This window comes from Geodermatophilus sp. SYSU D01180 (assembly GCF_054050415.1).
Genome location: NZ_JBJGZH010000003.1, coordinates 195,167 through 221,593, shown reverse-complemented (window position 1 = coordinate 221,593; position 26,427 = coordinate 195,167). Strand labels below are relative to the sequence as shown.

Sequence of the window (26,427 nt, the reverse complement as noted above, 5' to 3'; positions counted from 1 at the left end):
CGCGAGCCTGCGAGCGGGTGGGGGGCCTGGGGGTCCTTCGTCAGGCGTGGGCGGCGTCGAACTGGCGCAGCTCCTTCTTCAGCTCGGCGAGCTCGTCGCGCAGCCGGGCGGCCACCTCGAACTGCAGCTCCCGGGCGGCGGCCAGCATCTGCTCGTTCATCTGCGTGATGAGGTCGGCCAGCTCCGCGCGCGGCAGGCCCTGGACGTCGATCGCGCCGGCCTTGGACCGGCCCTTCGACGACAGCCCCGGCACCGGCGCCTTCCCCCGCGACTGCTGCCGGCCCGACCCGCCGATCAGCTCGGTGGCGGCCTCGGCGTCCTCGGACTCGCGGTAGATGCCGTCGAGGATGTCGACGATCTTCTTGCGCAGCGGCTGCGGGTCGATGCCGTTGGCGGTGTTGTAGGCGATCTGCTTCTCGCGGCGCCGGTTGGTCTCGTCGATCGCCTGCGCCATCGACGGGGTGACCTTGTCGGCGTACATGTGCACCTCGCCGGACACGTTGCGCGCCGCGCGGCCGATGGTCTGGATCAGCGAGGTGGTCGACCGGAGGAAGCCCTCCTTGTCGGCGTCGAGGATCGCCACCAGCGACACCTCGGGCAGGTCCAGGCCCTCCCGCAGCAGGTTGATCCCGACCAGCACGTCGTACTCGCCCTGCCGCAGCTCGCGCAGCAGCTCCACCCGGCGCAGGGTGTCGACCTCCGAGTGCAGGTAGCGGACCTTGATGCCGAGCTCGAGCAGGTAGTCGGTGAGGTCCTCGGCCATCTTCTTGGTCAGCGTGGTGACCAGGACGCGCTCGTCCTTCTCGGTGCGCTCGCGGATCTCGCCCACCAGGTCGTCGATCTGGCCCTTGGTCGGCTTGACCACGACCTCCGGGTCGACCAGGCCGGTGGGGCGGATGACCTGCTCGACGAACTCGCCGCCGGTGCGGCCGAGCTCGTAGGGGCCCGGGGTGGCCGACAGGTAGACCGCCTGGCCGATCCGGTCGGTGAACTCCTCCCACTTCAGCGGGCGGTTGTCCATCGCCGAGGGCAGCCGGAAGCCGTGCTCGACCAGCGTGCGCTTGCGGCTCATGTCGCCCTCGTACATGCCGCCGATCTGCGGCACGGTCACGTGCGACTCGTCGATGACCAGCAGGAAGTCGTCGGGGAAGTAGTCGATGAGACAGGCGCCCGCGCTGCCCGGCGCCCGCCCGTCGATGTGCCGGCTGTAGTTCTCGATGCCGGAGCAGAAGCCGACCTGGCGGATCATCTCGATGTCGTAGGTGGTGCGCATGCGCAGCCGCTGCGCCTCCAGCAGCTTGCCCTGCTTCTCCAGCTCGGCCAGCCGCTCCTCGAGCTCGGCCTCGATGGTGCGGATCGCCCGCTCCATCCGCTCCGGGCCGGCGACGTAGTGGCTGGCCGGGAAGACGAACAGCTCCTGGACCTCGCGCACCACCTCGCCGGTGAGCGGGTGCAGGTAGTACAGCCGCTCCACCTCGTCGCCGAACATCTCGATCCGGACGGCGAGCTCCTCGTACACCGGGAAGACCTCGATCGTGTCGCCGCGCACGCGGAAGGTGCCGCGGGTGAACGCGAGGTCGTTGCGGGTGTACTGCTCGGTGACCAGGGTCCGCAGCAGGTCGTCGCGGTCGCGCTCCTCCCCCACCGAGATCTTGAGCGCCCGGTCGACGTACTCCTGCGGCGTGCCCAGGCCGTAGATGCAGGAGACGGTGGAGACCACGACGACGTCCCGCCGGGTGAGCAGGCTGTTGGTGGCCGAGTGCCGCAGCCGCTCGACCTCCTCGTTGACCGAGGAGTCCTTCTCGATGTAGGTGTCGGTCTGCGGGACGTACGCCTCGGGCTGGTAGTAGTCGTAGTACGACACGAAGTACTCGACGGCGTTGTCCGGCAGCAGCTCGCGGAACTCGTTGGCCAGCTGCGCGGCCAGCGTCTTGTTCGGCGCCATCACCAGGGTGGGCCGCTGGACCTGCTCGATCAGCCACGCCGTGGTGGCCGACTTCCCGGTGCCGGTGGCGCCGAGGAGCACGGTGTCCGTCTCGCCGGAGTCCACCCGCTCCGCGAGGGCCTTGATCGCCGCCGGCTGGTCGCCCGAGGGCTGGAACTCGCTGACGACGCGGAAACGCCCCTGGGTGGGCCGGATGTCGGAGGTCGCGCGCACGGGGACGACGGTACGACCGCCCGGTGACAGGACGCCGCGAGTGACGGGTGGTGATCACGGGACCGACGGGGCGTGTCGCTTGCGGACGCGTCGCCCTCGTGCTCGTGCTCGGCCCCGGGACCCGCTAGCGTGCCCTCCTGCAGGCGCGGTGCCGCGCCGGGGACCAGTGCCACCCGGGATGCCCGGACGAGGTCGGACCCCGGCGCCCCGCGCCTCGGTACCTGGTGTGCCCGGCCCCGCGCCGGCGTGCACCGGACCCGCACACGACGCCCTCCCGGCCCCGGCCGCGGAGGGCGTCGTCGTCTCCGGGCCTCCCGGGCGACCGGCCGTGATGTCCGCCGCGTCAGGTGTGGACCCGCCCGGATGGGGCAAGGGGACCAGCGGGCACCGAGTGCCCCGACCCCCCTCCGACGGCCGCGGCGGGGGGCCACCGCGCCCTGGACCACCCGTGGGCGCCCGCGCAGGAGGAAAGACTCGATGACCCAGGTGTGGCCTGGAACCGCCTACCCGCTGGGTGCCACGTACGACGGCACCGGGACCAACTTCGCCCTGTTCAGCGAGGTCGCCGAGAAGGTCGAGCTGTGCCTGTTCGACGAGCAGGGCAACGAGGAGCGGATCCGGCTCCCGGAGATGGACGGCTACGTCTGGCACGCGTTCCTGCCCGGCATCCAGCCCGGGCAGCGCTACGGCTACCGCGTGCACGGCCCGTACGACCCGGAGAACGGGCAGCGCTGCAACCCCAACAAGCTGCTGCTCGACCCCTACGCCAAGGCGATCGACGGCGCCATCGACTGGGACGAGGCCTGCTTCGGCTACCGGTTCGGCAGCGGCGAGCGCAACGACGACGACTCGGCGCCGCACATGCCGAAGTCCGTCGTCATCAACCCCTACTTCGACTGGGGCGTGGACCGCCCGCCGCGGACCCCCTACAACAAGACGGTCATCTACGAGGCCCACGTCAAGGGCCTGACCATGACCCACCCGCGGATCCCCGAGGAGCTGCGCGGCACCTACGCCGGCATCGCGCACCCGGCGGTCGTCGAGCACCTGCAGTCCCTCGGCGTCACCGCGATCGAGCTCATGCCGGTGCACCAGTTCGTGCAGGACGACACGCTGCTGCAGAAGGGCCTGCGCAACTACTGGGGCTACAACACGATCGGCTTCTTCGCCCCGCACAACGAGTACGCCCAGGCCACCGACGGCCAGCAGGTGCAGGAGTTCAAGGGCATGGTCCGGACCCTGCACGAGGCGGGCATCGAGGTGATCCTCGACGTCGTCTACAACCACACGGCCGAGGGCAACCACAACGGCCCGACCCTGTCGTTCAAGGGCATCGACAACCGGGCCTACTACCGGCTGGTCGAGGGCGACGAGCAGTACTACATGGACACCACGGGCACCGGGAACTCGCTCAACGTCCGGCACCCGCAGTCGCTGCAGCTGATCATGGACTCGCTGCGCTACTGGGTCACCGAGATGCACGTCGACGGGTTCCGTTTCGACCTCGCCTCCACGCTGGCCCGCCAGTTCCACGAGGTGGACCGGCTGTCGGCGTTCTTCGACCTGGTGCACCAGGACCCGGTCGTCAGCCAGGTCAAGCTCATCGCCGAGCCCTGGGACGTCGGCGACGGCGGCTACCAGGTGGGCAACTTCCCGGCGCTGTGGACCGAGTGGAACGGCAAGTACCGCGACACCGTCCGCGACTTCTGGCGCGGCGAGGACGCCACCATCGGCGAGTTCGCCAGCCGCATCTCCGGCTCGGCCGACCTCTACAAGCACTCCGGGCGCCGGCCGGTGGCGAGCATCAACTTCGTCACCGCGCACGACGGGTTCACCCTCAACGACCTCGTCTCCTACAACGACAAGCACAACGAGGCCAACGGCGAGGACAACAACGACGGCGAGAGCCACAACCGCAGCTGGAACTGCGGCGTCGAGGGCGAGACCGACGACGCCGAGGTGCTCGAGCTGCGCGCCCGGCAGCGGCGCAACTTCCTGGTGTCGCTGATGCTCAGCCAGGGCGTGCCGATGCTGCTGCACGGCGACGAGCTCGGCCGCACGCAGCGGGGCAACAACAACGGCTACTGCCAGGACTCCGAGCTGACCTGGATCGACTGGGAGTCGGTCGACGAGGGGCTGCTGGAGTTCACCAAGCTGGTCACCCGGCTGCGCACCGAGCACCCGACGTTCCGCCGCCGCCGGTTCTTCCACGGCCGGCCGGTGCGCCGGGAGGAGGGCGACCCGGTGCAGGACGTCGCCTGGTTCACCCCGTCCGGCGAGCTGATGAGCGACGAGGACTGGGACGCCGGCTTCGCCAAGTCGCTGGCCATGTACCTCAACGGCCACGGCATCCGGGAGACCGACGAGCGCGGCGAGGACGTCGTCGACGACTGCTTCTACCTGGCGTTCAACGCCCACCACGAGCCGATCGACTTCACCGTGCCGCCGTCGGAGTACGCCGAGGGCTGGACGGTCGTCGTCGACACCGCCGAGATGGGCGAGGTGGAGCCGGTGCAGGTCAAGGCGGGCGACGTCCTCCGCGTCGAGGCCCGCGCCACCGTCGTGCTGCAGGCCGCCCCGTGAGCGAGGAGCTCGACCGCCGCCGGGGCGTCCCGACGGCGACCTACCGGCTGCAGGTGACCGCCGGGTTCACCCTCGACGACGCCGCCGCCGTGGCCGGCTACCTCGCCGACCTCGGTGTCACGCACGCCTACTCCTCCCCCCTGCTGCGCTCGGCCGCCGGCAGCACGCACGGCTACGACACCGTCGACCACGCGCACGTCGACGAGCCGCGGGGCGGGCAGGAGGGCTTCGACCGGTTCGTCGCCGCGCTGCACGAGCACGGGCTGGGCCTGGTGCTCGACCTGGTGCCCAACCACATGGGCGTGGCCGACCCGGCCGAGGCGCCGTGGTGGTGGGACGTGCTGCAGCACGGCCGCGACAGCGCGCACGCGTCCGCGTTCGACGTCGACTGGGACTTCGGCAACGGCCGGATCCGCATCCCGGTGCTGGGCTCGGCCGACGACGTGGAGAAGCTGGAGGTCGTCCCCACCCCCGACGGCACGGCCGAGCTGCGGTACTACGACAACCGCTTCCCGATCGCCCCCGGCACCGGCGAGGGCACCCCGCAGGAGGTGCACGACCGGCAGCACTACGAGCTGGTCGACTGGCGGCGCGCGGACGCCGACCTCAACTACCGGCGGTTCTTCGCCATCAACACCCTCGCCGGGCTGAGGGTGGAGGACCCGGAGGTCTTCCGCGCCACCCACGAGCTGGTGCTGCGGCTGGTCGAGCAGGGCGCCGTCGACGGGCTGCGGATCGACCACCCCGACGGCCTGGCCGACCCCAAGGGCTACCTGGACCGGCTGGCCGAGGCGTCGGGCGGCCGGTGGACGGTGGTCGAGAAGATCCTCGAGCCCGGCGAGGACCTGCCGGAGAGCTGGCGGGCGGCCGGCACCACCGGCTACGACGCGCTGGCCGAGGTCGACGACGTCCTGGTCGACCCGGCCGGCGAGGCGGCGCTGACCGCGCTGGACACCGAGCTGTCCGGCCGGGCGGTCGACTACGGGCAGCTGGTGCACGACTGCAAGCGCGAGGTCACCGACGGGATCCTCGGCTCCGAGGTCGCCCGGCTGGTGCGGGTGATCGGCGAGCTGCCGGGCGTCGACGTCGAGACGGAGGAGGAGGCGCTGGCCGAGCTGCTGGCCAGCTTCTCGGTCTACCGCACCTACCTGCCCGACGGCCGCGAGCACCTCGACGCCGCCGTGGGCGACGTCCGCGACCGCCGTCCCGACCTGGTCGCCGCGGTGGACGCGCTGCACCCGGTGCTGGCGCAGGCCGGCACCGAGGCGGCCACCCGGTTCGAGCAGACCAGCGGCCCGGTGATGGCCAAGGGCGTCGAGGACAGCGCGTACTACCGGTGGGCCCGGTTCGTGGTGCTCAACGAGGTGGGCGGCGACCCGGCGCGCTTCGGCAGCACCCCGGGGGAGTTCCACGAGGCGCAGGCGCGGCGGCTGGAGCGCAAGCCCGAGTCGATGACGACGCTGACCACGCACGACACCAAGCGCAGCGAGGACACCCGGGCCCGCCTGGCCGTCCTCGCCGAGGTGCCGACCGAGTGGGCGGACCTGGTCCGCGGCTGGCTGTCCCGCCACCCGCTGCCCGACCGGCCGCTGGCGCACCTGGTGTGGCAGAACCTGGTCGGCGCCTGGCCGCTGTCCCGCGAGCGGGCGCACGCCTACGCCGAGAAGGCCGCCCGCGAGGCCGGGCAGTCGACGACGTGGACCGACGTCGACGAGGCGTTCGAGGCGCAGCTGCACGCGATGGTCGACGCCGCCTTCGACGACGAGGCCACGAACCGCGAGGTCGAGGCGTTCGTCGCGCGGATCACCCCGGCCGGCCGGTCCAACGGGCTGGCGCAGAAACTGCTGCAGCTGACGATGCCCGGCGTCCCGGACGTCTACCAGGGCACCGAGCTGTGGGACCACTCCCTGGTCGACCCCGACAACCGCCGCCCGGTCGACTACGACGAGCGGCGCGCGCTGCTGGCCCGGCTCGACGGCGGGGAGGTGCCCGACGTCGACGAGACCGGCGCGGCCAAGCTGCTCGTCGTCTCGCGGGCGCTGCGGCTGCGGCGGGACGACCCCGGGCTGTTCACCGGCTACACCCCGGTGGCGGCCACCGGGTCCGCCGCGCAGCACGTCGTCGCCTTCGACCGTGGGTCCGGAGAGCGGGACGGCGCGGTGACGGTGGCGACACGGCTGCCGGTCGCGCTGGCCACCACCGGCTGGGGCGACACCGCGCTGGCGCTCCCGACCGGCGGGTGGCGCGACGTGCTCACCGGCACGCGGGTCGTCTCCCACGCCGGCGGCGCGCCCGTGGGGGAACTGCTCGCCCGGCTGCCGGTGGCCCTGCTCGTCCGGGAGTGAGACGGAGGTCACGGCGGCGCCGGCCGGCGCCGCCGTGACCTGCGACTCCCCCCGGCCGCCGGGCGCGGGCCGCCGCGGGGACGCCGGGCGACACGCCGTGACGGGTGGGGCGGGTGTGCCGTCTCGTGATGCGGCCGTTACCTTTGCCCCGCACGCGGGTCCATGACAGCCGCGTGCCGGAGCCGGTCCGCCGAACCCCGTCCGCCGGGCTCCGTTCCTCCTGCACAGCCAGGACGGGGGTGGGGGACCCACTTCGGCGCCTGCACCGCGGTCACGGGGGGACCGGACGCAGCGCCTCGGGGTGAAGCCGCACGTCGTGCGGCCGGGGCACCGATCGCTCCGAACCCGACAGCTCACCTCGCAGGCGGCGGATCGGAGATCCCCCATGCGCACGTCCACGTCCCTGCTCCGCCGTGCCCTCGTGACGACCGGCGTGGCCGCGGCCGCGATCGGCGTCGCCGCCGGCCCGGCCTCGGCCGCCGCCCCCAACGACTGGGACGCCGTCGCCCAGTGCGAGTCCAGCGGCAACTGGAGCATCAACACCGGCAACGGCTACTACGGCGGCCTGCAGTTCAGCCAGTCCACCTGGGCGGCCTTCGGCGGCACCGAGTACGCCGCGCGCGCCGACCTGGCCACCAAGGCGCAGCAGATCGCCGTCGCCGAGCGCACGCTCGACGTCCAGGGCCCGGGTGCCTGGCCCACCTGCGGCAAGGGCCTGAACCCGGACGCCCCGGAGGCCGGCTCGCCGGCCGCCGAGCCCGCCGCCGCTCCCGCCGCGGCCGAGCCCGCCCCGGCCGCCCGGGCCGGGGAGTCCGCCGCCGGGGCCTCCGGCGGCTCGTACACCGTCCGGTCCGGCGACACGCTGGGCAAGATCGCCCGAGCCCAGGGCGTCGAGGGCGGCTGGAAGGCCCTCTGGTCGGCCAACAGCGGCACGGTCAGCAACCCGGACGAGATCTACGTCGGGCAGCTGCTGCAGCTGCCGTGACCCGGGGCGGCGGCCGGGGGACCCGCTCCCCCGGCCGCCGCTCGCGGTTGACCCGGCCCGCAGCGGGCAAGAGGGACCGGTCAGCCGCACTACCGCTGGGAGGCCCCCGCATGTCCGCACCCGTCGAGTTCGCCGTCTGGGCGCCCGTGCCCGAGCGCGTGCGCCTGCAGGTCGACGGCACGGTGCACGACATGCGCCGCGACGACGCCGGCTGGTGGCGGGCCGAGGCCGAGGCCGGCCCGGAGTCCGACTACGGCTACCTGCTCGGCGACGACGACACCCCCCGCCCCGACCCGCGCTCGCGCCGGCAGCCCGACGGCGTGCACGGGCTGTCCCGCCGGTTCGACCCGTCGGCCTACACGTGGGGCGACACCGCCTGGACCGGGCGCCCGCTGGCCGGCGGCGTCGTCTACGAGCTGCACGTCGGCACGTTCACGCCCGAGGGCACCCTCGACTCGGCCATCGACCGGCTCGGGCACCTCGCCGACCTCGGCGTCGACTTCGTCGAGCTGCTGCCGGTCAACGGCTTCGACGGCACGCACAACTGGGGCTACGACGGCGTGCTCTGGTACACGGTGCAGGAGAGCTACGGCGGCCCCGCGGCCTACCAGCGGTTCGTCGACGCCTGCCACCAGCGCGGGATCGGCGTCATCCAGGACGTCGTCTACAACCACCTCGGCCCGTCGGGCAACTACCTGCCGCTGTTCATGCCGGTCTTCTCGGAGGGCGGCGCGAACACCTGGGGCGAGTCGGTCAACCTGTCCGGGCCGGACTCCGACGAGGTCCGCCGCTACGTCCTGGACAACGCCCTGATGTGGCTGCGCGACATGCACGTCGACGGGCTGCGGCTCGACGCCGTCCACGCCCTGGTCGACGAGCGCGCCACCCACGTGCTCGAGGAGATGGCGCAGGAGGTCGACCGGCTCTCGGTCGCCGTCGGCCGGCCGCTCACGCTGATCGCCGAGAGCGACCTCAACGACCCCCGGATGGTCACCCCGCGGGTGGCCGGCGGCACCGGCATCCACGCGCAGTGGAGCGACGACTTCCACCACGCGCTGCACGCGACGCTCACCGGCGAGGGCCAGGGCTACTACGGCGACTTCGCCGAGGCCGGTCTCGCCGGGCTGGCCAAGACCCTCACCGGCGCCTTCTTCCACGACGGCACGTGGTCGAGTTTCCGCCGCCGCTCGCACGGCCGGCCGGTGGACACCGCGCGGCTGCCGGGGTGGAAGTTCCTCGGCTACCTGCAGGACCACGACCAGGTCGGCAACCGCGCCATCGGGGACCGCGTCTCGGCGACGCTGTCCCCCGGCCTGCTCGCCGTCGGCGCGACCCTGGTGCTCACCAGCCCCTTCACCCCGATGCTGTTCATGGGCGAGGAGTGGGGCGCCGCTACGCCGTGGCAGTTCTTCACCAGCCACACCGACCCGGACATCGGCCGGGCGACGGCCGAGGGCCGCAAGAACGAGTTCGCCGAGCACGGCTGGGACGCCGACGAGGTGCCCGACCCGCAGGACCCCGAGACCTTCCGCCGCTCGAAGCTGGACTGGTCCGAGCCCGGCCGGGAGCCGCACGCGCGGCTGCTGGAGGTGCACCGGACGCTGCTGGCGCTGCGCCGGCAGCACCCGGACCTGGTCGACCCGGACCTGTCGGCGGTCGAGGTCGGCTGGGACGACGACGACCGCGTGCTCGTGGTGCACCGCGGCACGCTGCGGGTGGTGGCCAACCTGTCCGGGCAGCCGCAGCAGGTGGAGCTGGACCGCCCGGCCACCGGGGTGCTGTTCGCGACCGCCGACGAGCCGTCCCTGGACGGCGCGGCGGTGACCGTCCCGGCCGAGAGCGCGGCCGTCGTCACCACCTGATGCGCCGGCTGCTCCCCTCCCCCGACGGGGCGGACCTGACCGACGACGACCTGGCTGGGGCCTACACGCTGCCGCCCGGGCGCTCGTTCCGCGTGGACTTCGTCGCCTCGCTCGACGGCGCGGTCACCGTGGACGGCGTCAGCGCGGGCCTCGGCTCGCCCGGCGACCGCCGGGTGTTCTCGACGCTGCGCGCGCTGGCCGACGTCGTCCTGGTCGGGCACGGGACGGCGGCCGGCGAGGGCTACGGCCCGGTCACGGCGGGCTCCCCGGTCGGGCGGCGGCGCGCTGCGCTCGGCCGGGCGCCGGAGCTGCCGGTCGCGGTGGTCTCCCGCCGCGCCTCGCTCGCGCCCGGGGGCCGGCTGGCGCGGCCGCCCACGCTACTGGTGACGTGCGCCGCGTCGGACCCTGCTCGCCGGGCCGCGCTGGCCGACGCCGGGGTGGACGTGCTGGTGTGCGGGGACGCCGACGTGGACCTGCCGCTCGCCCTGGACCGGCTCGCCGACCGCGGGTTCGAGCAGGCGCTGTGCGAGGGTGGGCCGGCGCTGCTGTCGGCAGCGCTGGACGCCGGCGTCGTCGACGAGCTGGACCTCACCGTCTCCCCCGCGCTGGTCGGCGGGCAGGCGCGGCTGCTGGACCGGGCGCTGCGCGACGTCGTCCGCCCGCGGCTGGTGCAGGTGCTCGAGGAGGACGGCGTCCTGTTCACCCGCTACGCGGTGGACTGAGTCCCGCCACGCCACCCGTCCGGTCGACGGTGGCCTGCCGGGGCGGGGGTCCACTGGTTGACTGACCTGCATGGACCTGCCCGTGCTGCCGCCGGTCAAGCCGATGCTGGCCAAGGCAACGACGAAGCTGCCCACCGGGGACGGGCTGTTCTACGAGCCCAAGTGGGACGGCTTCCGCTGCATCGTCTTCCGCGACGGCGACGAGGTGGAGCTCGGCAGCCGCAACGAGCGTCCGCTGACGCGCTACTTCCCCGAGGTCGTGGCCGCGGTCAAGGAGGCCCTGCCCGAGCGCTGCGTCGTCGACGGCGAGATCGTCGTGCCGCAGGGCGACCGGCTGCACTTCGAGTCGCTGCTCCAGCGCATCCACCCCGCCAAGTCGCGGGTCGACCTGCTGGCCGAGCAGACGCCGGCGCACTTCGTAGCCTTCGACCTGCTGGCCCTCGGGGACGAGTCGCTGATGGAGACGCCGTTCGCGCAGCGCCGGCAGCGGCTGCGCGAGGTGCTGGACCGCCGGCACGAGCGGGTGCACGTCACCGCGGTCACCCGCGACGCGGCGATCGCGCAGCGCTGGTTCGACGAGTTCGAGGGCGCGGGCCTCGACGGCGTCGTCGCCAAGGACGCCGAGCTGCCCTACGGCCCCGACCAGCGGTTGATGACCAAGGTCAAGCACGTGCGCACCGCCGACTGCGTGGTGGCCGGGTTCCGCTGGCACAAGAGCGGGCCGGTCGTGGGCTCGCTGCTGCTCGGCCTCTACGACGACGGCGGCCTGCAGCACGTCGGCGTCGCGGCGTCGTTCCCCATGGCGCGGCGGGCCGAGCTGGTCGAGGAGCTGGCGCCCTACCGGGCCCAGGCGCTCGACGGGCACCCGTGGCAGGACTGGGCGAACGCCGAGGTGCAGGAGAACGGCGAGCACCGGATGCCCGGCGCGCAGAGCCGGTGGAACGCGAAGAAGGACCTGTCCTGGGTGCCGCTGCGCCCGGAGCTCGTCGTCGAGATCAGGTACGACCAGCTGGAGGGGCGGCGGCTGCGGCACACCGGGCAGTTCCTCCGCTGGCGGCCCGACCGCGAGCCGCGCAGCTGCACCTACGACCAGCTCGAGGTCCCGGTCCGCTACGACCTGGCCGAGGTGCTCAACGGGTGACCGGCACCTGCGGAGTGGCCGGCGCGGCGCGCCTCCTACCGTCGTGAGCATGCGTCTGCGCCGCGGCCTGCTCGCCGCCTCGACAGGGCTGCTCCTGGCGGTCACCGGCTGTAGCTCCTTCTCGGACTCGGGCTCGGACTCGGCGGACTCCTCGGCGGCCGCCTCGTCGACGCCGACCGAGCCGGAGGCCGCGCCGATCACCTGGACCGACTGCGACGCGGAGATCACCGAGCTCGTGGCCGGCACGCCCGGCAGCGAGCGCGACCTCGCCTTCGAGTGCGGCCGCACCGAGGTGCCCATCGACCACGACGACCCCGGGAGCGCGACGCTGCCGCTGTTCCTCGTCCGCGCGACGCTGGCCGGGCAGACCGACCGGATCGGCTCGCTGCTGGTGAACCCGGGCGGTCCCGGCAGCTCGGGCGCCGACGCCGCGCTGAGCCTGGCACTGTCGCTGCCCGAGGACGTGCTGCGCCGCTTCGACCTGGTCGGCTTCGACCCGCGCGGCGTCGGCCTGTCCACGCCGGTCGAGTGCGTCCCCACCGAGCTCAAGGACCGCATCGTCGCCGCCGAGCCGCGGCCGACCACCCAGCAGCAGGTGGACGAGGTCCTCGCGCTCACCGACGAGGCCGCCGACGCCTGCGCCGAGGAGTACGGCGACGCGCTCGGCACCTTCAACACCGTCGCCACCGCGCGCGACATGGACCTGCTGCGCGAGTCGCTGGGCGACGAGCAGCTGACCTACCTCGGCTACTCCTACGGCACCACGCTCGGCTCCACCTACGCCGAGCTGTTCCCGGAGAACGTGCGCGCGATGGTGCTCGACGCCGCGGTCGACCCCGACGCCGACCCGCAGGCCGACGCGGAGGCGCACGCCGCGGGGCTGGAGGCCGGGTTCGACGCGTTCGCCGCCAACTGCGTGGGCCTGGTGTCCGGGTGCCCGATCGGGGGCGACCCCCGGACGTTCGTGCAGGACCTGCTGACCGCGGCGGCCACGACGCCCATCCCGAGCAGCCGGCCCGGGGAGACCCGCACCGCGACTCCGGGCGTCGTCCTCACCGCCGTCACCGCGGCCCTCTACGACACCGGGTCGTGGCCGCAGCTCTCGCAGGCGCTGGCCGCCGCGCGCAACGGCGACGCGGCGGGCCTCTTCTCGATCACCGACTCCTCCGCCGGCCGGCTCCAGGACGGCACGTACACCAACCGGCTCGACGCCGACTTCGCGATCAGCTGCGCCGACACCCCCGAGGACGAGACGTTCTCCGAGGAGGAGGTGCTGCAACTGGCTCAGGAGTGGTCGCAGCGGTACCCGCTGTTCGGCGCCAAGGCCGCCTCCGGCCTCTACACCTGCGGCGTGTGGGACGCCGCGCGCACGCCGCTGCCCGAGCGGGACGCCGAGGGCAGCGCGCCGATCCTCGTCGTCGGCACCTCCGGGGACCCGGTGACGCCACTGCCCGGCGCCGAGGACATGGCCGAGGACCTCACCGCCGGCACGCTGCTGGTCTGGCAGGGCCAGGAGCACACCGCCTACCCGAAGACCGACTGCGTCACCGCGGCGGTCAACGCCTACCTGATCGACCTCACGGCGCCCCAGGACGGGCTGACGTGCCCGGCCTGAGCCGCCCCGGACCGGGGAGCTGAGCAGATGGCGAGCAGCAAGGACGCGGTCACGCTGACCGTCGACGGGCACGAGGTGCGGGTCTCCAACCCGGAGAAGCCGTACTTCGCCGAGCGCGGCATCCGGAAGATCGACGTCGTCGAGTACTTCGTCAGCGTCGGCGAGGGCATCCTGTTCGCCCTGCGGGACCGGCCGACGACCCTGGAACGCTGGCCCGGCGGCGTGTTCGAGGGCGCCCGGCTGTCGACCCGGATGGACAACACCGGCGACGCCTTCTACCAGAAGCGGGTGCCCAAGAACGCGCCCGACTGGGTGCCGACGGCGCACATCACCTTCCCCAGCGGGCGGGCCGCCGACGAGATCGCGCCGGACTCGGTCGCCGTCGTCGCGTGGTGCGCCAACCTCGGCACGCTCACCTTCCACCCGTGGCCGGTGGACCGGACCGACGTCGAGTCGCCCAACCAGATCCGCATCGACCTGGACCCGCAGCCGGGCACCGACTTCGCCGACGCCGTGTGGGTGGCGCCGCACGTGCGGGAGCTGCTGCACGAGCTGGGCATGGAGGGCTGGCCGAAGACCTCCGGCGGCCGCGGGGTGCACGTGTACGTGCCGATCCAGCCGCGCTGGACGTTCACCGACGTGCGCCGCGCGGTGATCGCGTTCGGCCGTGAGCTGGAGCGCCGGCTGCCCGACCGCGTGACGATGTCGTGGTGGAAGGAGGAGCGCGGCGAGAAGATCTTCATCGACTACAACCAGATGGCCCGGGACCGCACGATCGCGAGCGCCTACTCCATCCGGCCCAAGCCGCACGCGCCGGTGAGCGCCCCGCTGGACTGGGACGAGCTGCCCGACGTCTCGCCGTTCGACTTCACCGTGCTGACCATGCCGGAGCGCTTCCGGGCGGTCGGTGACAAGCACGCCGGGCTGGCCGGGCACGCCTACTCCATCGAGCCGCTGCTCGAGCTCGCCGAGCGACAGGCGGCCGACCAGGGGCTGGGCGACCTGCCCTACCCGCCTGACTACCCGAAGATGCCGGGCGAGCCGATGCGGGTCCAGCCCAGCCGCGCCAGGCGGCCTACCAGCGAGAACGCGTCATCGTGAGACCGACGAGGACCTAGCACAGCGCTCACTCCACGGACAACCCGCGTCCTGCGGAGGATCCGGCGTACTTCTCCGGCGACCCTCCCGGGCGCCCGTGGCCGTTGTCGGAGCACCATGGCCCATCGAGCTCAGCGGCTGGAGCGTCCGCTGCTCCTTCCGCTGGCTGACCGTCCTGCCGGCGCAGGATTCGGCAGTGTGCGCCACCTGTCAGGACGCCTTGGTCGCCCACCGTGCGATGGCGTCGTCGCCGAGTGCGCCATCGGCGACCAGGGCCCGGAACCCACGGGTGACCACCGCCCCGGCGGGCAGCACGAGCGGCTCGCGCGCGGCCATCTGCCAGCCGATGCCGGGGTACTCCCGCACCCGGACGAACCACGGGTCCGCCCGGGTCGCCGGATCGGCGCCCACCAGCACGAGCGTGAACCCGGCGACCGGGTCGCTCCACGCCAGCCAGGCGCCCACCGAGCCGTGCACGGCCTCCTCCCCCTCGGCGGATTCCGTGCGCACGACCGGCTCGCCGGCCGGCGGCAGGCGCCAGAACAGTCCGCCGTACCCGGCTCCCGCACGGCCGTTGGTCGCCGGGCTGCCGAGTGCGACCGGCCGGCCGCACTCGTTGGTCAGCGTCGTCGAGAGCGAGAGCTCCCACCCGTGCTCGGCCGGCCGCGCCTCCAGCCGGCGCTGCTCGGCGAGCACCGCCTCCCCGCCCGCGACGAGCCAGCGCAGCCGCTCCTCGATCCGGCCGGGGTGGAGCGCGGCGAACCCGGCGTGCTCGATCCGGCCGTGGTCCTCCCGCCAGGTGTAACCGCGGTCGCGCAGGTACGTCGGCCCGCCCCACAGGTTCGAGCCGTCGACGTCCGGCACGGCGACGGACACCCCGAGGTGCCAGCGGTGGTCGGCGGGCTGTGCGTCGGTGACCGGCCGGCCGCCGAGGGTCCGGACCGGGTGCAGGTACGGCCGGGGAACGAGGACCGGGTCCAGCGCGCTCCCGTCCACGTACTCCGCGACGCAGCGGCCGCCGACGCTCAGGCTGGCGAGCACTCCCTCAGCTCCGGACGGTCGCGACCGCCCGTGTCCAGGGCAGGTCGAGCTCGGACAGCAGCGCCAGCTCGTCGGCGGAGCGCACCACCGCGGCCGCGCTCCCGGGGACCACGTGCCGGGGGGACGCACCCGTCGCGTCCACCCGGCTGTGGCCGGGCGGGATCTCGACCGGGTCCGGCGCGAGCCGCACCGCCTCGACCACCTGCATGAACGCGCGGGTGCTCGTCAGCGGCACGACCAGCGGGACGACGGGATCGAGCACATGCGCGGCGAGGTTCTCCAGCAGGTCCGTGGCCCCGTACTCGCGGACCTCGGTCCGGCCGCCGCGCTCCAGGCGCACCCGCCCGAACCGGTAGTGCAGCACGATGCGGCCACGGGTGCCGTGCACGACGACGTACGGCTCCACCTCCTCGTCGGCTGCCAGGGTGACGGCCACGGTGACGGTGGTCCCGCGGACGGTGATCAACCGCAGCGACGACGTGTCGTCAGCCTCGATCGGGTTCGCCCGGAGCAGCTCCGCCTGCACGTCCACCACCCCCTGCTCCCCCGCGGCGCCGTCCAGGGCGAGAGCCGTGGCGGTGGCGTGGGCGAACGGGTTGGTCAGCGCACCGTCGACGACGGGGACGCCGTCGAGGCTGCGGCGTCCCGCCCACGGCGCACGGGCGTAGTAGGACGCGTCGCGCTGCCACGCGCCGGCGGCGCCCATACCCAGCACCTCGCCGATCGCGCCGTCGGCCACCAGGGCCCGGACGGCCGGCAGCGCGTGCGAGCCCAGGCTCTGGAACCCGACCTGACAGGCGCGCCCGGTGTCGCCGATGACGCCGAGGAGGTGCTCGAACCCGGCGAGCGTGGGTGTTGGCGGCTTCTCGAGCAGGACGTGGGACCCGGCGGTCGCCGCGGCGATCGTCAGGTCGGAGTGGGTGTGAATAGGGGTGCTGACGATCGTGACCTGCGGCCGGACGGCGTCGAGCAGCTCGTCCAGCCGCGCCGACACCCGGACGTCGCCGGCGAGGGCGCGCTGCTGCGGGGTGAGCGGCCGCGGGTCGCAGATCCCGGCCAGCCGGACCGGGACGTCGGCCCGGACGAGCCGGTCGACGTTCCGGAGGTGCCACTCGCCGTGCCCGTGCACGCCGACCAGCACGACGGGGACCGGACCGGACGTGACCATGCTGGCGTCCTCCCTGGGCGGCCTGCTCTGCGCGTGCGCCGACCGTAGCGTGACGGGGCCCACTTTGGAAACCGCTTGCCGACGTCCTCACCGACCACCGGATGGCGTGGGTCTCCATGCCCAGCGGCGCGTGGGCGAGGTGCGCATGGGCGGCGTGCCGCCACTGTGACGCGGACGACAATCGGCTATTGACAGGTGGGTCACACCGTGCTGCTCTGGTAAGCGCTTACCGAGTGGCAGCGCCTCGGCGAGCAGTACGCACCGTCGATCGTCACCGAGGACTCGCAGGAGGCGTCATGCAGGAGGATGTGCGCGGGGCCCGGCCTCCGGGCCAGGGAGCGGAAGCCCGCGCGATGTCGAGGAAGGCCGCGGTGAGCGGCTGGATCGGCAGCACGCTCGAGTACTACGACTTCGTCATCTACGCCCAGGCCTCGGCGCTGGTCTTCCCCGCCGTGTTCTTCCCGTCCGAGGACCCGACGGTGGCGCTCATCGCCTCGCTGGCCACCTATGCCGTGGGCTACGTCGCCCGGCCGCTGGGCGCCTTCGTCCTCGGGAACTGGGGCGACCGGCACGGCCGCAAGAACGTCCTCGTCCTCGCCATGATGCTGATGGGCGTGTCCACGCTGGCCGTCGGCCTCCTGCCGACCTACGGCCAGATCGGCGTCCTCGCGCCTGCGCTGCTGGTGCTGCTGCGGCTGGTCCAGGGTTTCGCCGTGGCCGGGGAGCTCGGCGGCGCGAGCGCGATGATCGTCGAGCACGCCCCCGCCGACCGTCGCGGCTTCTACGCGAGCTTCAGCCTGCAGGGCACGCAGGCCGGCGCCATCCTCGCCGCCGCGAGCTTCATCCCCCTGTCCGCGTTCCTGTCGGAGTCGGCCTTCCAGACCTGGGGCTGGCGCATTCCGTTCCTGCTCAGCTTCTTCGTCATCGTGGCCGGCTACCTCATCCGGCGCCGGGTCGCGGAGACGCCTGCCTTCCTGGAGGAGGCCGCGAAGAACGAGGTGCCCAAGGCCCCGGTGCTGCAGGTGGTCCGCCAGAGCGGCGGCACGATCGTCCGCTGCGTGCTCATGGCCCTGGCCAACGTCGTCGGGACCACCGCCGTCGTCTTCGGCGCGGCCTACGCCACCCAGCCGGCGTACGGCATCGGGATGAGCCCGGCGACGTACCTGTGGCTGCCGCTCGCGGCCAACGTCGTCGCCGTGGCGCTGATCCCCTTCTTCGGGAAGCTGTCCGACCGGATCGGCCGCCGCCCGCTGATGATCGCCGGCCCGCTCGGCGCCGGCGCGCTGTCCTTCGGCTACCTGTACGCCGTCAGCCAGAGCAACGTCGTGCTGACGATCGTGCTGGCCATCCTGATGTTCGGCGTGCTCTACCAGGTGTGGAACGCCACCTTCGCCAGCTACTTCCAGGAGCTGTTCCCCACCCGGCACCGGGTCACCGGCTTCGCGGTCTCGCAGAACGTCGGCCTGCTGCTCGTGGCCCTCCTGCCGTCGCTGTTCACGCTGGTCGCGCCGCCCGGGACGAACGTGCCGCTGGTCATCGGCGGGGCGACCCTCCTGCTGTGCATCGTCTCGGCCGTCGCCGCCTGGACCACGCCGGAGACCTCCCGCCTGGACCTGCGCGACCTCGAGCAGCCCGAGCGGAGCCGGATCGAGCCACAGGAGCTCGACCGCGTGCGGGCCGGCGCGGCCTGACCCCGACGTCCGACCCCGATCCGCGGCTGCCCGTCCCCACCGGGGGCGGGCAGCCGCGCTGTCCCCCAGGAGGCGCGCGTGCGCATCGTGATCGCTCCCGACAAGTTCCGCGGCACGGCCACCGCCGTCGAGGCGGCCGAGGCGCTGGCCGCGGGCGTGGCGGAGGCCGGGCACCGGGCCGTCGTCGTCCCGCTCGCGGACGGTGGCGAGGGCGTCCTGGAGGCCCTGGGCGGCGCCACGCGCACGAGCACGGTCACCGGACCGCTCGGCACCCCGGTAGAGGCGGCGTGGCGCCTGGACGGCGGAGACGCGGTGGTGGAGACCGCGCGCGCCTCCGGGCTGCTCCTGGCGGGTGGCCGGGAGGGCAACGACCCCTGGGCCGCCACCAGCCGCGGCACCGGTGAGCTGGTCGCCGAGGCGGTGCGCGCCGGGGCGCGGCGGGTCGTCGTCGGCGTGGGCGGATCGGCCTGCACCGACGGCGGGCTCGGCGCCGTGGAGGCACTCCAGGGGCTGGCGCCGCTGGACGGCAGCCGCGGCTGGACCGTGCAGGTCGCCTGTGACGTCGCGACGACGTTCCTCGACGCTCCGCGGCTGTTCGGCCCGCAGAAGGGCGCGACACCGGAGCTGGTGCGGCGGCTGACCGGCCGGCTGCGCGTCCTCGCGCAGGAGTACCGGCACCGGTACGGGGTCGACGTGTCGGGCCTCCCGGGCTCCGGTGCCGCGGGCGGCCTCGCGGGCGGACTGGCGGCCCTGGGCGCGCCCCTGGTCCCCGGGTTCGACGTGGTCGGCGACGCGGTCGGGCTCCGCGCCTCCGTGGCGGCGGCCGACCTGGTCGTCACCGGCGAGGGGATGCTCGACGAGCAGTCCTTCGAGGGGAAGGTCGTCGGCGGCGTCGCCGCGCTGGCGCGGGAGGCGGGCGTCCCCTGGGCGGCCGTGGTGGGCCGGGCGCTCGTCGCGCCGCCCGGCGGCCGGGTGATCGACCTCGTCGCCACCTTCGGGGAGGACCGGGCCATGGGCGAGACGCTGTCCTGCCTGCGCACCGCGGCCCGCGACCGCCTGGCCCTCCGGGCGGACGCGCTCGTCCCGGAGCGCCCCTAGCCCGACCGCGCCGGGCCGGTGCTGGCCCGGAGGATCAGCTCGGCGCCCACGTGCACGCGGCGGGCGGTGTCCCCGGGACCGGTCAGCACCAGCTCCATGGCCCGGACGCCCATCTGCTCCAGCGGCAGCCGCACGGTGGTCAGGGCCGGTTGCAGGTCCGCGGCCAGCCACAGGTCGTCGAACCCCACCACCGACACGTCCTGGGGGACGCGCCGGCCGAGATCGTTCTGCAGGGCGCTGAGCGCACCCACCGCCATCAGGTCGTTCAAGGCGAAGACGGCGGTCAGGTGCGGGTTCTGCTCGAACAGGGCGAGCGCGGCCGAGTGCCCGCCGCCGCGGGAGAAGTCACCTTCGGCGAGCGCGACCGCGCCCCGGTCGCGCCCGAGGCCGGCCCACGCGTCGAGGAAGCCGGTGAGCCGGTCGGAGACGGTCCGGAGGTCTGCCGGTCCGGTGAGCACGCCGACGTCCCGGTGCCCGAGGTCGTGCAGCAGCCGCGCGACCTGCGCCGCACCGCGGCTGTTGGCCGGCAGCACGGTGTCGAAGGGCAGACCGCGCTCGCTCACCAGCGCGACGCGCCCGCCGCCCTCGCGGAACTCCTCGAGCGCCCGCTCCAGCTCCGACCCGCCGTCGAGACGGCCGCTGCCGGCCAGCAGGACGGCGCGCACCCGCTGGGCCTGGAACCGCTGGACGTACTCGACCTCGCGCCCGGGGTCGCGGAAGGTGCTCGCCAGCATGGTGAGCAGCCCGTGCTCGGTGGCGACGCGCATCGCGCCCGCCGCGATCGAGGCGAAGTAGGGGTCGTCCACCTCGTGCACCACGAGGCCGACGACGTTGGTGCGGGCGCGCGCCAGCGCCTGGGCGGGGCCGTTGGAGACGTAGCGCAGCTCGGCGGCGGCCTGCCCGACGCGGGCGGCCAGTTCCGGGTTCACCACCCGGTCGCTCCCGTTGAGGACGCGGGAAGCGGTTGCCAGGGACACGCCGGCGCGCTCGGCGACGTCCCGCAGGGTCACCGCGCCCGGGGCCCGGCGGGCGCGGGGGTCGGCCGGAGGCTGCACGAGCGGAGCCTATCCGCCCACACGGACCCGCTACGTCCCCCGGACTGAGGGAACGGAACGCGCGGTAGCGACGCCAAGGGGTTGCCCGCGTCACACCCCGCACCTACGCTCTTGGTAAGCGCTTTCCAACCGCGAGGAGACGGCGATGGGTACTCCCCCGCTCGGCATCATCATGAACGGCGTCACGGGGCGCATGGGCTACCGGCAGCACCTGCTCCGGTCGATCCTGGCGATCCGTGACCAGGGCGGCGTCCTGCTGTCCACCGGCGAGCGGGTGCAGGTCGAGCCGCTGCTCGTGGGCCGGCGAGCCGCCGCGCTCCAGGAGCTGGCCGAGCGGCACGGCATCGCGGACTGGACCACCGACCTCGACGCCGCGCTGGCCGACGACCGGTGGCGGGTCTACGCCGACTTCCAGATCACCTCTGCCCGGGTCGCGGCCATCAAGCGCGCCATCGCCGCCGGCAAGGACGTCTACACCGAGAAGCCCACCGCCGAGACCCACCGCGACGCGCTGGAGCTGGCCGAGCTGGCCGCGGCGGCCGGGGTCAAGAACGGCGTCGTCCACGACAAGCTCTTCCTCCCCGGGCTGCTCAAGCTCAAGCGGCTGATCGACTCCGGGTTCTTCGGGCAGGTCCTGTCCGTGCGCGGCGAGTTCGGTTACTGGGTGTTCGAGGGCGGCTGGCAGGAGGCGCAGCGGCCGAGCTGGAACTACCGGGCCGAGGACGGCGGCGGCATCGTCGTCGACATGTTCCCGCACTGGAACTACGTGTTGGAGGACTTGTTCGGCCGCGTGGAGTCGGTCTACGCGAAGGCGGTCACGCACATCACCAGCCGGGTCGACGAGCGCGGCGAGCCCTACGCGGCCACCGCCGACGACGCCGCGTACGGGGTCTTCGAGCTCGAGGGCGGCGTGGTCGCGCAGATCAACTCCAGCTGGGCAGTGCGGGTCGACCGCGACGAGCTGGTCGAGTTCCAGGTCGACGGGACGCACGGCAGCGCGGTCGCCGGCCTGTTCGGCTGCCGCATCCAGCCGCGCAACGCCACGCCGCGGCCGGTGTGGAACCCCGACGTCCCCGACGGCCGGGACTACCGGGCCGGCTGGCTGGAGGTGCCCGACAACGACCCGGTCGAGAACGGCTTCAAGATGCAGTGGGAGCAGTTCGTCCGGCACGTGGTGGAGGACGGGCCGCACCCCTACGACTTCGCCTCCGGGGCCCGCGGGGTGCGGCTGGCCGAGGCGGGGCTGGAGAGCTCCGCGACTGGCCGCCGCGTGGCGATCGAGACGGGGGTGCCGGCCCGATGAGCACCGCCGTCCTGCTCGGCGCCGACGGGCGCACCCGGCTGCTGCCGCTCGGGGAACCGGCCGCGGTGCGCCGCCCGTCCGGTCCCCTGCGGTCGCGGACCGCCTATGCCGCGGCGCACGTCGTCCCGCGGGTCCCCGGGGAGAACGTGCCCGGCGCGCCGGCCGACGTCGACTGGGATGCCACCCTTGCCTTCCGCCACCACCTGTGGTCCTGGGGCCTCGGCGTCGCCGACGCCATGGACACCGCGCAGCGCAACATGGGCCTGGACCCCGCCGCCACGCGCGAGCTCGTCCGGCGCAGTGCGGCCGAGGCGCGGTCGGTGGGCGGCGCGCTGGTGGTCGGTGTCAACACCGACCACCTCGCCGACGAGGTCGTCCCGCTGTCCCGGGTGGTCGACGCCTACGTCGAGCAGCTGCACAACGCCGAGGACGCCGGCGCAGGGGTCGTGCTCATGGCCAGCCGCCACCTCGCCCGGGCGGCCGAGGGCCCAGCCGACTACGAGCGGGTCTACTCCGAGGTGATCGCCCGGGCCGGCCGCCCGGTGCTGCTGCACTGGCTCGGCGAGGCCTTCGATCCGCAGCTGCGCGGCTACTTCGGCTCCACCGAGACGGGCGCGGCCGCCGACGTCGTGGTGCGAGTCGTCGAGCGGGACGCCGACCGCGTCCGCGGGATCAAGATGAGCCTGCTCGACGCCGGTGCCGAGGTCGCGCTCCGGCGCCGGCTGCCGGCGGGGGTGGAGATGTACACCGGCGACGACTTCCACTACGTCGACCTGATCGCCGGCGACGGCGAGCGCTCCTCGCACGCCCTGCTCGGCGCGTTCGCGGCGATCGGCCCGGTAGCGGCGTCGGCGATCGCGGCCCTCGACGAGGGCGACCCCGCCGGCTACCGGCGACTGCTGGAGCCCACCGAGGCGCTGTCGCGGCAGGTGTTCGCGGCCCCGACGGCGTACTACAAGACCGGCATCGCGTTCCTGTCCTGGCTCAACGGCCACCAGCCGGCCTTCAGCATGGTCGGCGGACTGCACAGCGCGCGCAGCCTGCCGCACCTGTCGGAGGTGGTGCGGCTCGCCGACGCGGCCGGCGCCCTGGAGGACCCGGACCTCGCGTCCCGCCGGTGGAACGGCCTGCTGGCGGTGTCCGGCGTCGAGGTCCCGACCCTGGAGGCCGTGGCGTGAGCGCGCACCCGCGGCTGTCCCTGAACCAGGCGACGGTCAAGTACGCGCCGCTCGTCGACGCCCTCGCCGTCACCCGGGACGCCGGGATCGGCGCGATCGGGCTCTGGCGTGAGCCGGTCGCCGAGGTGGGCCTGGAGAAGGCGTGCGCGCTGGTCACCGAGTCGGGGCTGCGGGTCTCGACGCTGTGCCGCGGCGGGTTCTTCACCCAGGCCCCCGGTGCCGACCGTGCAGCGGCCCTCGACGAGAACCGCCGGGCGATCGAGGAGACGGCCGCGCTGGCCGCGGCCGGCGCGCCGGGCTCGGCGCCGGTGCTGGTCCTCGTTCCCGGCGGTCTTCCCGACGGCGACCGGGACCTGCCCGGCGCTCGGGAGCGGGCCCGCGACGCGATCGGCGAGCTCGTCGACGACGCCCGGGCGGCCGGGGTGGTGCTGGCGGTCGAGCCGATGCACCCGGTGTTCGCCGCCGACCGGGGGGTCGTCTCCACCCTCGGCCAGGCCCTCGACGTCGCCGAGCAGTTCCCGGCCGAGGCCGTCGGCGTCGTCGTCGACACCTACCACGTGTGGTGGGACCCGGACCTGCCCGCGCAGGTCGCCCGGGCCGGCCACGGCGGCCGGATCGCGAGCTACCAGGTCGCCGACTGGGTCACCCCGCTCGGGCCCGACGTGCTGCTCTCCCGCGGCCTGCCCGGGGACGGGCACGTCGACCTGCCGACCGTCAGCGCCCTGGTGGAGGAGGCCGGCTACCGGGGGGACGTCGAGGTCGAGGTGTTCGACCGGACCCTGTGGGAGACCGACCCGCTCGACGTGGCGGTCCGGACGGCCGCCGCCTTCGCCGCCGCGGCGGGTGTCCGGACCTGAGCCGATCGGACGAAGCGGCCCACTCGGCGTCCCGGCAGTCGTGGTGACGGGTTGACGGAGACTGCCGCAGACATCGATGGCATGGCGAGGAAGGACGGAGCCGACCAGCGCGCGCCGTCGAGAGCGCGAGCGTCAACGCCGCGACTGCGATGGGAAGGCGAGCTCGAGGGGTGGACGAACGCGTGACTGGTCGTCCGCGAGTCGCCTCCACCACCTGTGGTGAGCACCCGAGGCGGCGCGGCTACCGAGCACTCGTCGTCCTCGGGATGCTCAGCCCTCAGCGCCGCTCATGGTCTCCAGTCGTCCTGCAGTGGCGATGTCACCGGCAGGAACAGGGCGCGGAGGCCAACTGCAGGAGGACAGGAGCGCCGGGATCCCCTCGCGTCAGCCGGATGCGGACAGGACCCGCCTCGCCGCAGGAGAACTGGAGATGCGCCCGCTTCGAGCGCCATTTCGACCCCGACGGCGGGCTGTCACCGAAGAGCGGGCACGGTGAGCGGGTCATGTCCGCAAGGCCTACTTCGCCCGCCTCGCACTCCGTTCGGCGCAGGCACGACGGAAGGCGTCGGACGGCACATCCGAGGTGGGACGATCGAGCCGGCCGCACGAGGACCAGCCCGGTAGACGGACCCGCCCTCATCACTCCTCCCCCGCGGTGGCCGACGGCGGCCAGCTGAGGCGCTGGTCGACAGTCGGCGCCACTACCGTGACGGGTGCTTGCGGTGGCGCGGACGGTGGTATCACTGCGCGATCTCGGGCGCGAGATCTCGCCTGATGACCCACCCACTCTTGCTCACGAGCGACCTGGGCTTTTGCCGCTCTGAACAGCGCTTTCGGGTTTCGCTCCCCGAAGATGCCGGGAGAGCCGATGCGGGTTCAGCCCAGCCGCGCCAGGCGGCCTGCCAGTGCAAACGAGTGATCCGGGGCTCGACGCAAAGCGAAGCGCAGCGCTCACTCGACAGGCAACCCCCGTCCTCCGGTGCTGCTCGCGTACTCCCCCGTCGCTCCGTCGCACACCTCTCCCTCCGGAGGTCGCCATGGATGTCAGAGACCGTCTGCTCCGGTCCGCGATCGCGGCTGCCGCGGCTGTCGCGGCCGGCCTGCTGACCCGGTCGATGGTGAAGGCCGTCAGCGCTCCCGAGGACGGGACCATCGGCTCCCCTCCTCGCGAGTGATCCTGACCGAACGACCGGCATGGTCCGCGTGTCAGAGGGCACGACCTCACGGTGGAGGACGACTGGAGAAGCCTGCTGGCGGGCCTACCGCTCGAGCAGCGCCTGAAGGCGCTCGCCGTGTACGAACTGGCAAGAGATCGAGCGATGGGCCAGCCACCCGAGACGGCGGCAGCGACCCTGCGCGCCGCAGCTACCGCCGAGGGACTCGATGCCGGTCACGACTGGATCCCGGCGGCCGCGGCCCGCATCAGCGCTGACACGGGCCCGTGACCACGCACGGCCGGCTGACCGCCACCCGGCGGCGCGGTGGGGAGGGAGGGATCAGGCAGCCTTCCGACTGCTCTTGGCGAGCACCTTGTCGGCCTTGTCCAGCTTGACCAGGCGGCGCTTCTTGACCGTGTAGCCCGGCGGGAGCGTCCCCTCGGCGAGGGCGCGGAGGGGACACCGCTTGCAGCGCGGCCTGTCCTGGCAACACTTCTTCTTGGGCATGCCCGCCGACTTGGCCACCGGGTGAGGCTAGCCTTCCCTTTGCGGGTGATCCACGGGCACCGGAGGGTCACCGGTTAACGTCCGGTGACCGCCACCGCACACGTCCGGGAGTCCCGATGGCCGCCCCCGCCTTCGTCGAGCTGCTGAACACGCAGATCGGCAACGAGTTCGCCGCGCACCAGCAGTACGTCTCCTGCGCGGTGTACTTCGACCAGCTGACCATGCCCCGGACGGCGCAGCTCTTCTTCGACCAGGCGCTCGAGGAGCGGCAGCACGCCATGATGATGGTCCGCTACCTGCTCGACTCCGACGCGCCGGTGCGCATCCCCGCCGTCGCGGCCCCGGTCAACGAGTTCCCCGACGTCGTCGCGCCGGTCGCCCTGGCGCTGGAGCAGGAGAAGCGGGTCACCGAGCAGATCGGCGCGCTGATCGGGATCGCGCGGCGGGAGAACGACTTCGCCTCCGACCAGTTCATGCAGTGGTTCATCAAGGAGCAGATCGAGGAGGTCAGCAAGATGAGCGACCTGCTCACGATCGTGAAACGCTCCACCCACGACCTGGAGACCATCGAGGACTACGTGCTCCGGGAAGTCACGACCGAGGCGGCCGACCCCACCGCACCACCGGTGGCAGGGGCCTGAGCCGAGGACATCCCGCTGACCGACCGGTTGGCCCCGGTACGCATCCTCGTCGCACTCGTGCCGGCGTTCGTCCTCGTGCAGACGTCCTCGTCGTACGAGGACACCACGACGCCGCCGACGACGAGGCCGGCGCCGTGGCGACGGAAGCCGTAGGGGCGGCGCTCCTCCGCGTCGCCGACCGGTCCCGACCTCGGCGGCCTGCTGAGCTGCCATGCCCGCGCC

General features: G+C 73.6%; 20 protein-coding genes and 1 riboswitch. Of the genes, 15 read left to right on the top strand and 5 right to left on the bottom strand.

Annotated features, from left to right (window positions below; genetic code table 11):
- Positions 1-40: 40 nt before the first annotated feature.
- Positions 41-2,158 carry an excinuclease ABC subunit UvrB gene (gene uvrB / locus ACI8AA_RS05025; protein WP_457043415.1) on the bottom strand — a complete coding sequence of 706 codons (2,118 nt, stop codon included), beginning with the start codon at positions 2,156-2,158 and terminating at the stop codon, positions 41-43.
- A 477-nt stretch (positions 2,159-2,635) separates the two neighbouring features.
- Here uvrB and glgX point away from each other — a divergent pair, with 477 nt between their 5' ends.
- The 8 genes from glgX to ACI8AA_RS04985 all read left to right on the top strand — a co-directional run bounded on the left by glgX (position 2,636) and on the right by ACI8AA_RS04985 (position 14,512).
- Positions 2,636-4,741, top strand: coding sequence for a glycogen debranching protein GlgX (gene glgX / locus ACI8AA_RS05020; protein WP_457043414.1), 2,106 nt, complete (start codon positions 2,636-2,638; stop codon positions 4,739-4,741).
- On the top strand, positions 4,738-7,086 hold the full coding sequence (gene treY, locus ACI8AA_RS05015) for a malto-oligosyltrehalose synthase (protein WP_457043413.1): 2,349 nt from the start codon (positions 4,738-4,740) through the stop codon (positions 7,084-7,086). Before glgX ends, treY begins: the two co-directional genes overlap by 4 nt.
- Before the next feature lie 247 nt (positions 7,087-7,333).
- A riboswitch (cyclic di-AMP (ydaO/yuaA leader) is annotated at positions 7,334-7,468 on the top strand.
- Between the two features lie 3 nt (positions 7,469-7,471).
- Positions 7,472-8,071, top strand: a complete 600-nt coding sequence (locus ACI8AA_RS05010) for a transglycosylase family protein (RefSeq protein ID WP_457043412.1) — start codon at positions 7,472-7,474, stop codon at positions 8,069-8,071.
- Between the two features lie 110 nt (positions 8,072-8,181).
- The gene (treZ, locus tag ACI8AA_RS05005) at positions 8,182-9,933 is read left to right on the top strand and encodes a malto-oligosyltrehalose trehalohydrolase (protein WP_457043411.1); all 1,752 of its coding nucleotides are present in this window, start codon (positions 8,182-8,184) and stop codon (positions 9,931-9,933) included.
- Positions 9,933-10,655 carry a dihydrofolate reductase family protein gene (locus ACI8AA_RS05000; protein WP_457043410.1) on the top strand — a complete coding sequence of 241 codons (723 nt, stop codon included), beginning with the start codon at positions 9,933-9,935 and terminating at the stop codon, positions 10,653-10,655. Before treZ ends, ACI8AA_RS05000 begins: the two co-directional genes overlap by 1 nt.
- A gap of 70 nt (positions 10,656-10,725) precedes the next feature.
- A complete protein-coding gene (locus ACI8AA_RS04995; protein ID WP_457043409.1) occupies positions 10,726-11,796 on the top strand; it encodes an ATP-dependent DNA ligase in 1,071 nt (356 codons plus the stop codon).
- Between the two features lie 49 nt (positions 11,797-11,845).
- Positions 11,846-13,411 carry an alpha/beta hydrolase gene (locus ACI8AA_RS04990; protein WP_457043408.1) on the top strand — a complete coding sequence of 522 codons (1,566 nt, stop codon included), beginning with the start codon at positions 11,846-11,848 and terminating at the stop codon, positions 13,409-13,411.
- Positions 13,412-13,438: 27 nt separating this feature from the next.
- Positions 13,439-14,512, top strand: a complete 1,074-nt coding sequence (locus ACI8AA_RS04985; RefSeq protein ID WP_457043407.1) for a DNA polymerase domain-containing protein — start codon at positions 13,439-13,441, stop codon at positions 14,510-14,512.
- Positions 14,513-14,719: 207 nt separating this feature from the next.
- Here the strand turns inward: ACI8AA_RS04985 and ACI8AA_RS04980 are convergent, their stop codons facing one another.
- Both ACI8AA_RS04980 and ACI8AA_RS04975 read right to left on the bottom strand, forming a co-directional pair.
- Positions 14,720-15,550 carry a DUF6807 domain-containing protein gene (locus ACI8AA_RS04980; RefSeq protein WP_457043406.1) on the bottom strand — a complete coding sequence of 277 codons (831 nt, stop codon included), beginning with the start codon at positions 15,548-15,550 and terminating at the stop codon, positions 14,720-14,722.
- 4 nt (positions 15,551-15,554) lie between these two features.
- On the bottom strand, positions 15,555-16,718 hold the full coding sequence (locus ACI8AA_RS04975) for a Gfo/Idh/MocA family protein (RefSeq protein WP_457043405.1): 1,164 nt from the start codon (positions 16,716-16,718) through the stop codon (positions 15,555-15,557).
- A 371-nt stretch (positions 16,719-17,089) separates the two neighbouring features.
- Here ACI8AA_RS04975 and ACI8AA_RS04970 point away from each other — a divergent pair, with 371 nt between their 5' ends.
- Positions 17,090-18,409, top strand: a complete 1,320-nt coding sequence (locus ACI8AA_RS04970) for an MFS transporter (RefSeq protein ID WP_457043404.1) — start codon at positions 17,090-17,092, stop codon at positions 18,407-18,409.
- Between the two features lie 78 nt (positions 18,410-18,487).
- Entirely contained in the window at positions 18,488-19,507 is a 1,020-nt protein-coding gene (locus tag ACI8AA_RS04965; RefSeq protein ID WP_457043403.1) for a glycerate kinase, read from the top strand.
- Here ACI8AA_RS04965 and ACI8AA_RS04960 read toward each other — a convergent pair.
- Positions 19,504-20,562 carry a LacI family DNA-binding transcriptional regulator gene (locus ACI8AA_RS04960; RefSeq protein WP_457043402.1) on the bottom strand — a complete coding sequence of 353 codons (1,059 nt, stop codon included), beginning with the start codon at positions 20,560-20,562 and terminating at the stop codon, positions 19,504-19,506. The genes ACI8AA_RS04965 and ACI8AA_RS04960 overlap by 4 nt on opposite strands.
- A gap of 145 nt (positions 20,563-20,707) precedes the next feature.
- Here ACI8AA_RS04960 and ACI8AA_RS04955 point away from each other — a divergent pair, with 145 nt between their 5' ends.
- The 4 genes from ACI8AA_RS04955 to ACI8AA_RS04940 all read left to right on the top strand — a co-directional run bounded on the left by ACI8AA_RS04955 (position 20,708) and on the right by ACI8AA_RS04940 (position 25,345).
- Entirely contained in the window at positions 20,708-21,865 is a 1,158-nt protein-coding gene (locus ACI8AA_RS04955; protein WP_457043401.1) for a Gfo/Idh/MocA family protein, read from the top strand.
- Positions 21,862-23,043 carry a dihydrodipicolinate synthase family protein gene (locus ACI8AA_RS04950; RefSeq protein ID WP_457043400.1) on the top strand — a complete coding sequence of 394 codons (1,182 nt, stop codon included), beginning with the start codon at positions 21,862-21,864 and terminating at the stop codon, positions 23,041-23,043. The genes ACI8AA_RS04955 and ACI8AA_RS04950 overlap by 4 nt, the downstream gene beginning before the upstream one ends.
- Positions 23,040-23,900, top strand: coding sequence for a sugar phosphate isomerase/epimerase family protein (locus ACI8AA_RS04945; RefSeq protein ID WP_457043399.1), 861 nt, complete (start codon positions 23,040-23,042; stop codon positions 23,898-23,900). Before ACI8AA_RS04950 ends, ACI8AA_RS04945 begins: the two co-directional genes overlap by 4 nt.
- Positions 23,901-25,126: 1,226 nt before the next feature.
- On the top strand, positions 25,127-25,345 hold the full coding sequence (locus ACI8AA_RS04940; protein WP_075014997.1) for a hypothetical protein: 219 nt from the start codon (positions 25,127-25,129) through the stop codon (positions 25,343-25,345).
- Between the two features lie 51 nt (positions 25,346-25,396).
- On the opposite strand, the gene ACI8AA_RS04935 is transcribed toward ACI8AA_RS04940, so the two are convergent.
- Positions 25,397-25,582, bottom strand: a complete 186-nt coding sequence (locus ACI8AA_RS04935; protein ID WP_110910195.1) for a hypothetical protein — start codon at positions 25,580-25,582, stop codon at positions 25,397-25,399.
- Positions 25,583-25,680: 98 nt separating this feature from the next.
- Here ACI8AA_RS04935 and ACI8AA_RS04930 point away from each other — a divergent pair, with 98 nt between their 5' ends.
- Positions 25,681-26,205: a ferritin gene (locus ACI8AA_RS04930; RefSeq protein ID WP_387993581.1), complete on the top strand. Its 525-nt coding sequence runs from the start codon at positions 25,681-25,683 to the stop codon at positions 26,203-26,205.
- Positions 26,206-26,427 lie beyond the last annotated feature (222 nt).

Coding starts and splice junctions, on each gene's coding strand:
- glgX (WP_457043414.1), top strand. CDS start 2,636: ATGACCCAGGTGTGGCCTGGAACCGCCTACCCGCTGGGTGCCACGTAC.
- ACI8AA_RS05010 (WP_457043412.1), top strand. CDS start 7,472: ATGCGCACGTCCACGTCCCTGCTCCGCCGTGCCCTCGTGACGACCGGC.
- treZ (WP_457043411.1), top strand. CDS start 8,182: ATGTCCGCACCCGTCGAGTTCGCCGTCTGGGCGCCCGTGCCCGAGCGC.
- ACI8AA_RS05000 (WP_457043410.1), top strand. CDS start 9,933: ATGCGCCGGCTGCTCCCCTCCCCCGACGGGGCGGACCTGACCGACGAC.
- ACI8AA_RS04995 (WP_457043409.1), top strand. CDS start 10,726: ATGGACCTGCCCGTGCTGCCGCCGGTCAAGCCGATGCTGGCCAAGGCA.
- ACI8AA_RS04990 (WP_457043408.1), top strand. CDS start 11,846: ATGCGTCTGCGCCGCGGCCTGCTCGCCGCCTCGACAGGGCTGCTCCTG.
- ACI8AA_RS04985 (WP_457043407.1), top strand. CDS start 13,439: ATGGCGAGCAGCAAGGACGCGGTCACGCTGACCGTCGACGGGCACGAG.
- ACI8AA_RS04975 (WP_457043405.1), bottom strand. CDS start 16,718: ATGGTCACGTCCGGTCCGGTCCCCGTCGTGCTGGTCGGCGTGCACGGG.
- ACI8AA_RS04955 (WP_457043401.1), top strand. CDS start 20,708: ATGGGTACTCCCCCGCTCGGCATCATCATGAACGGCGTCACGGGGCGC.
- ACI8AA_RS04950 (WP_457043400.1), top strand. CDS start 21,862: ATGAGCACCGCCGTCCTGCTCGGCGCCGACGGGCGCACCCGGCTGCTG.
- ACI8AA_RS04930 (WP_387993581.1), top strand. CDS start 25,681: ATGGCCGCCCCCGCCTTCGTCGAGCTGCTGAACACGCAGATCGGCAAC.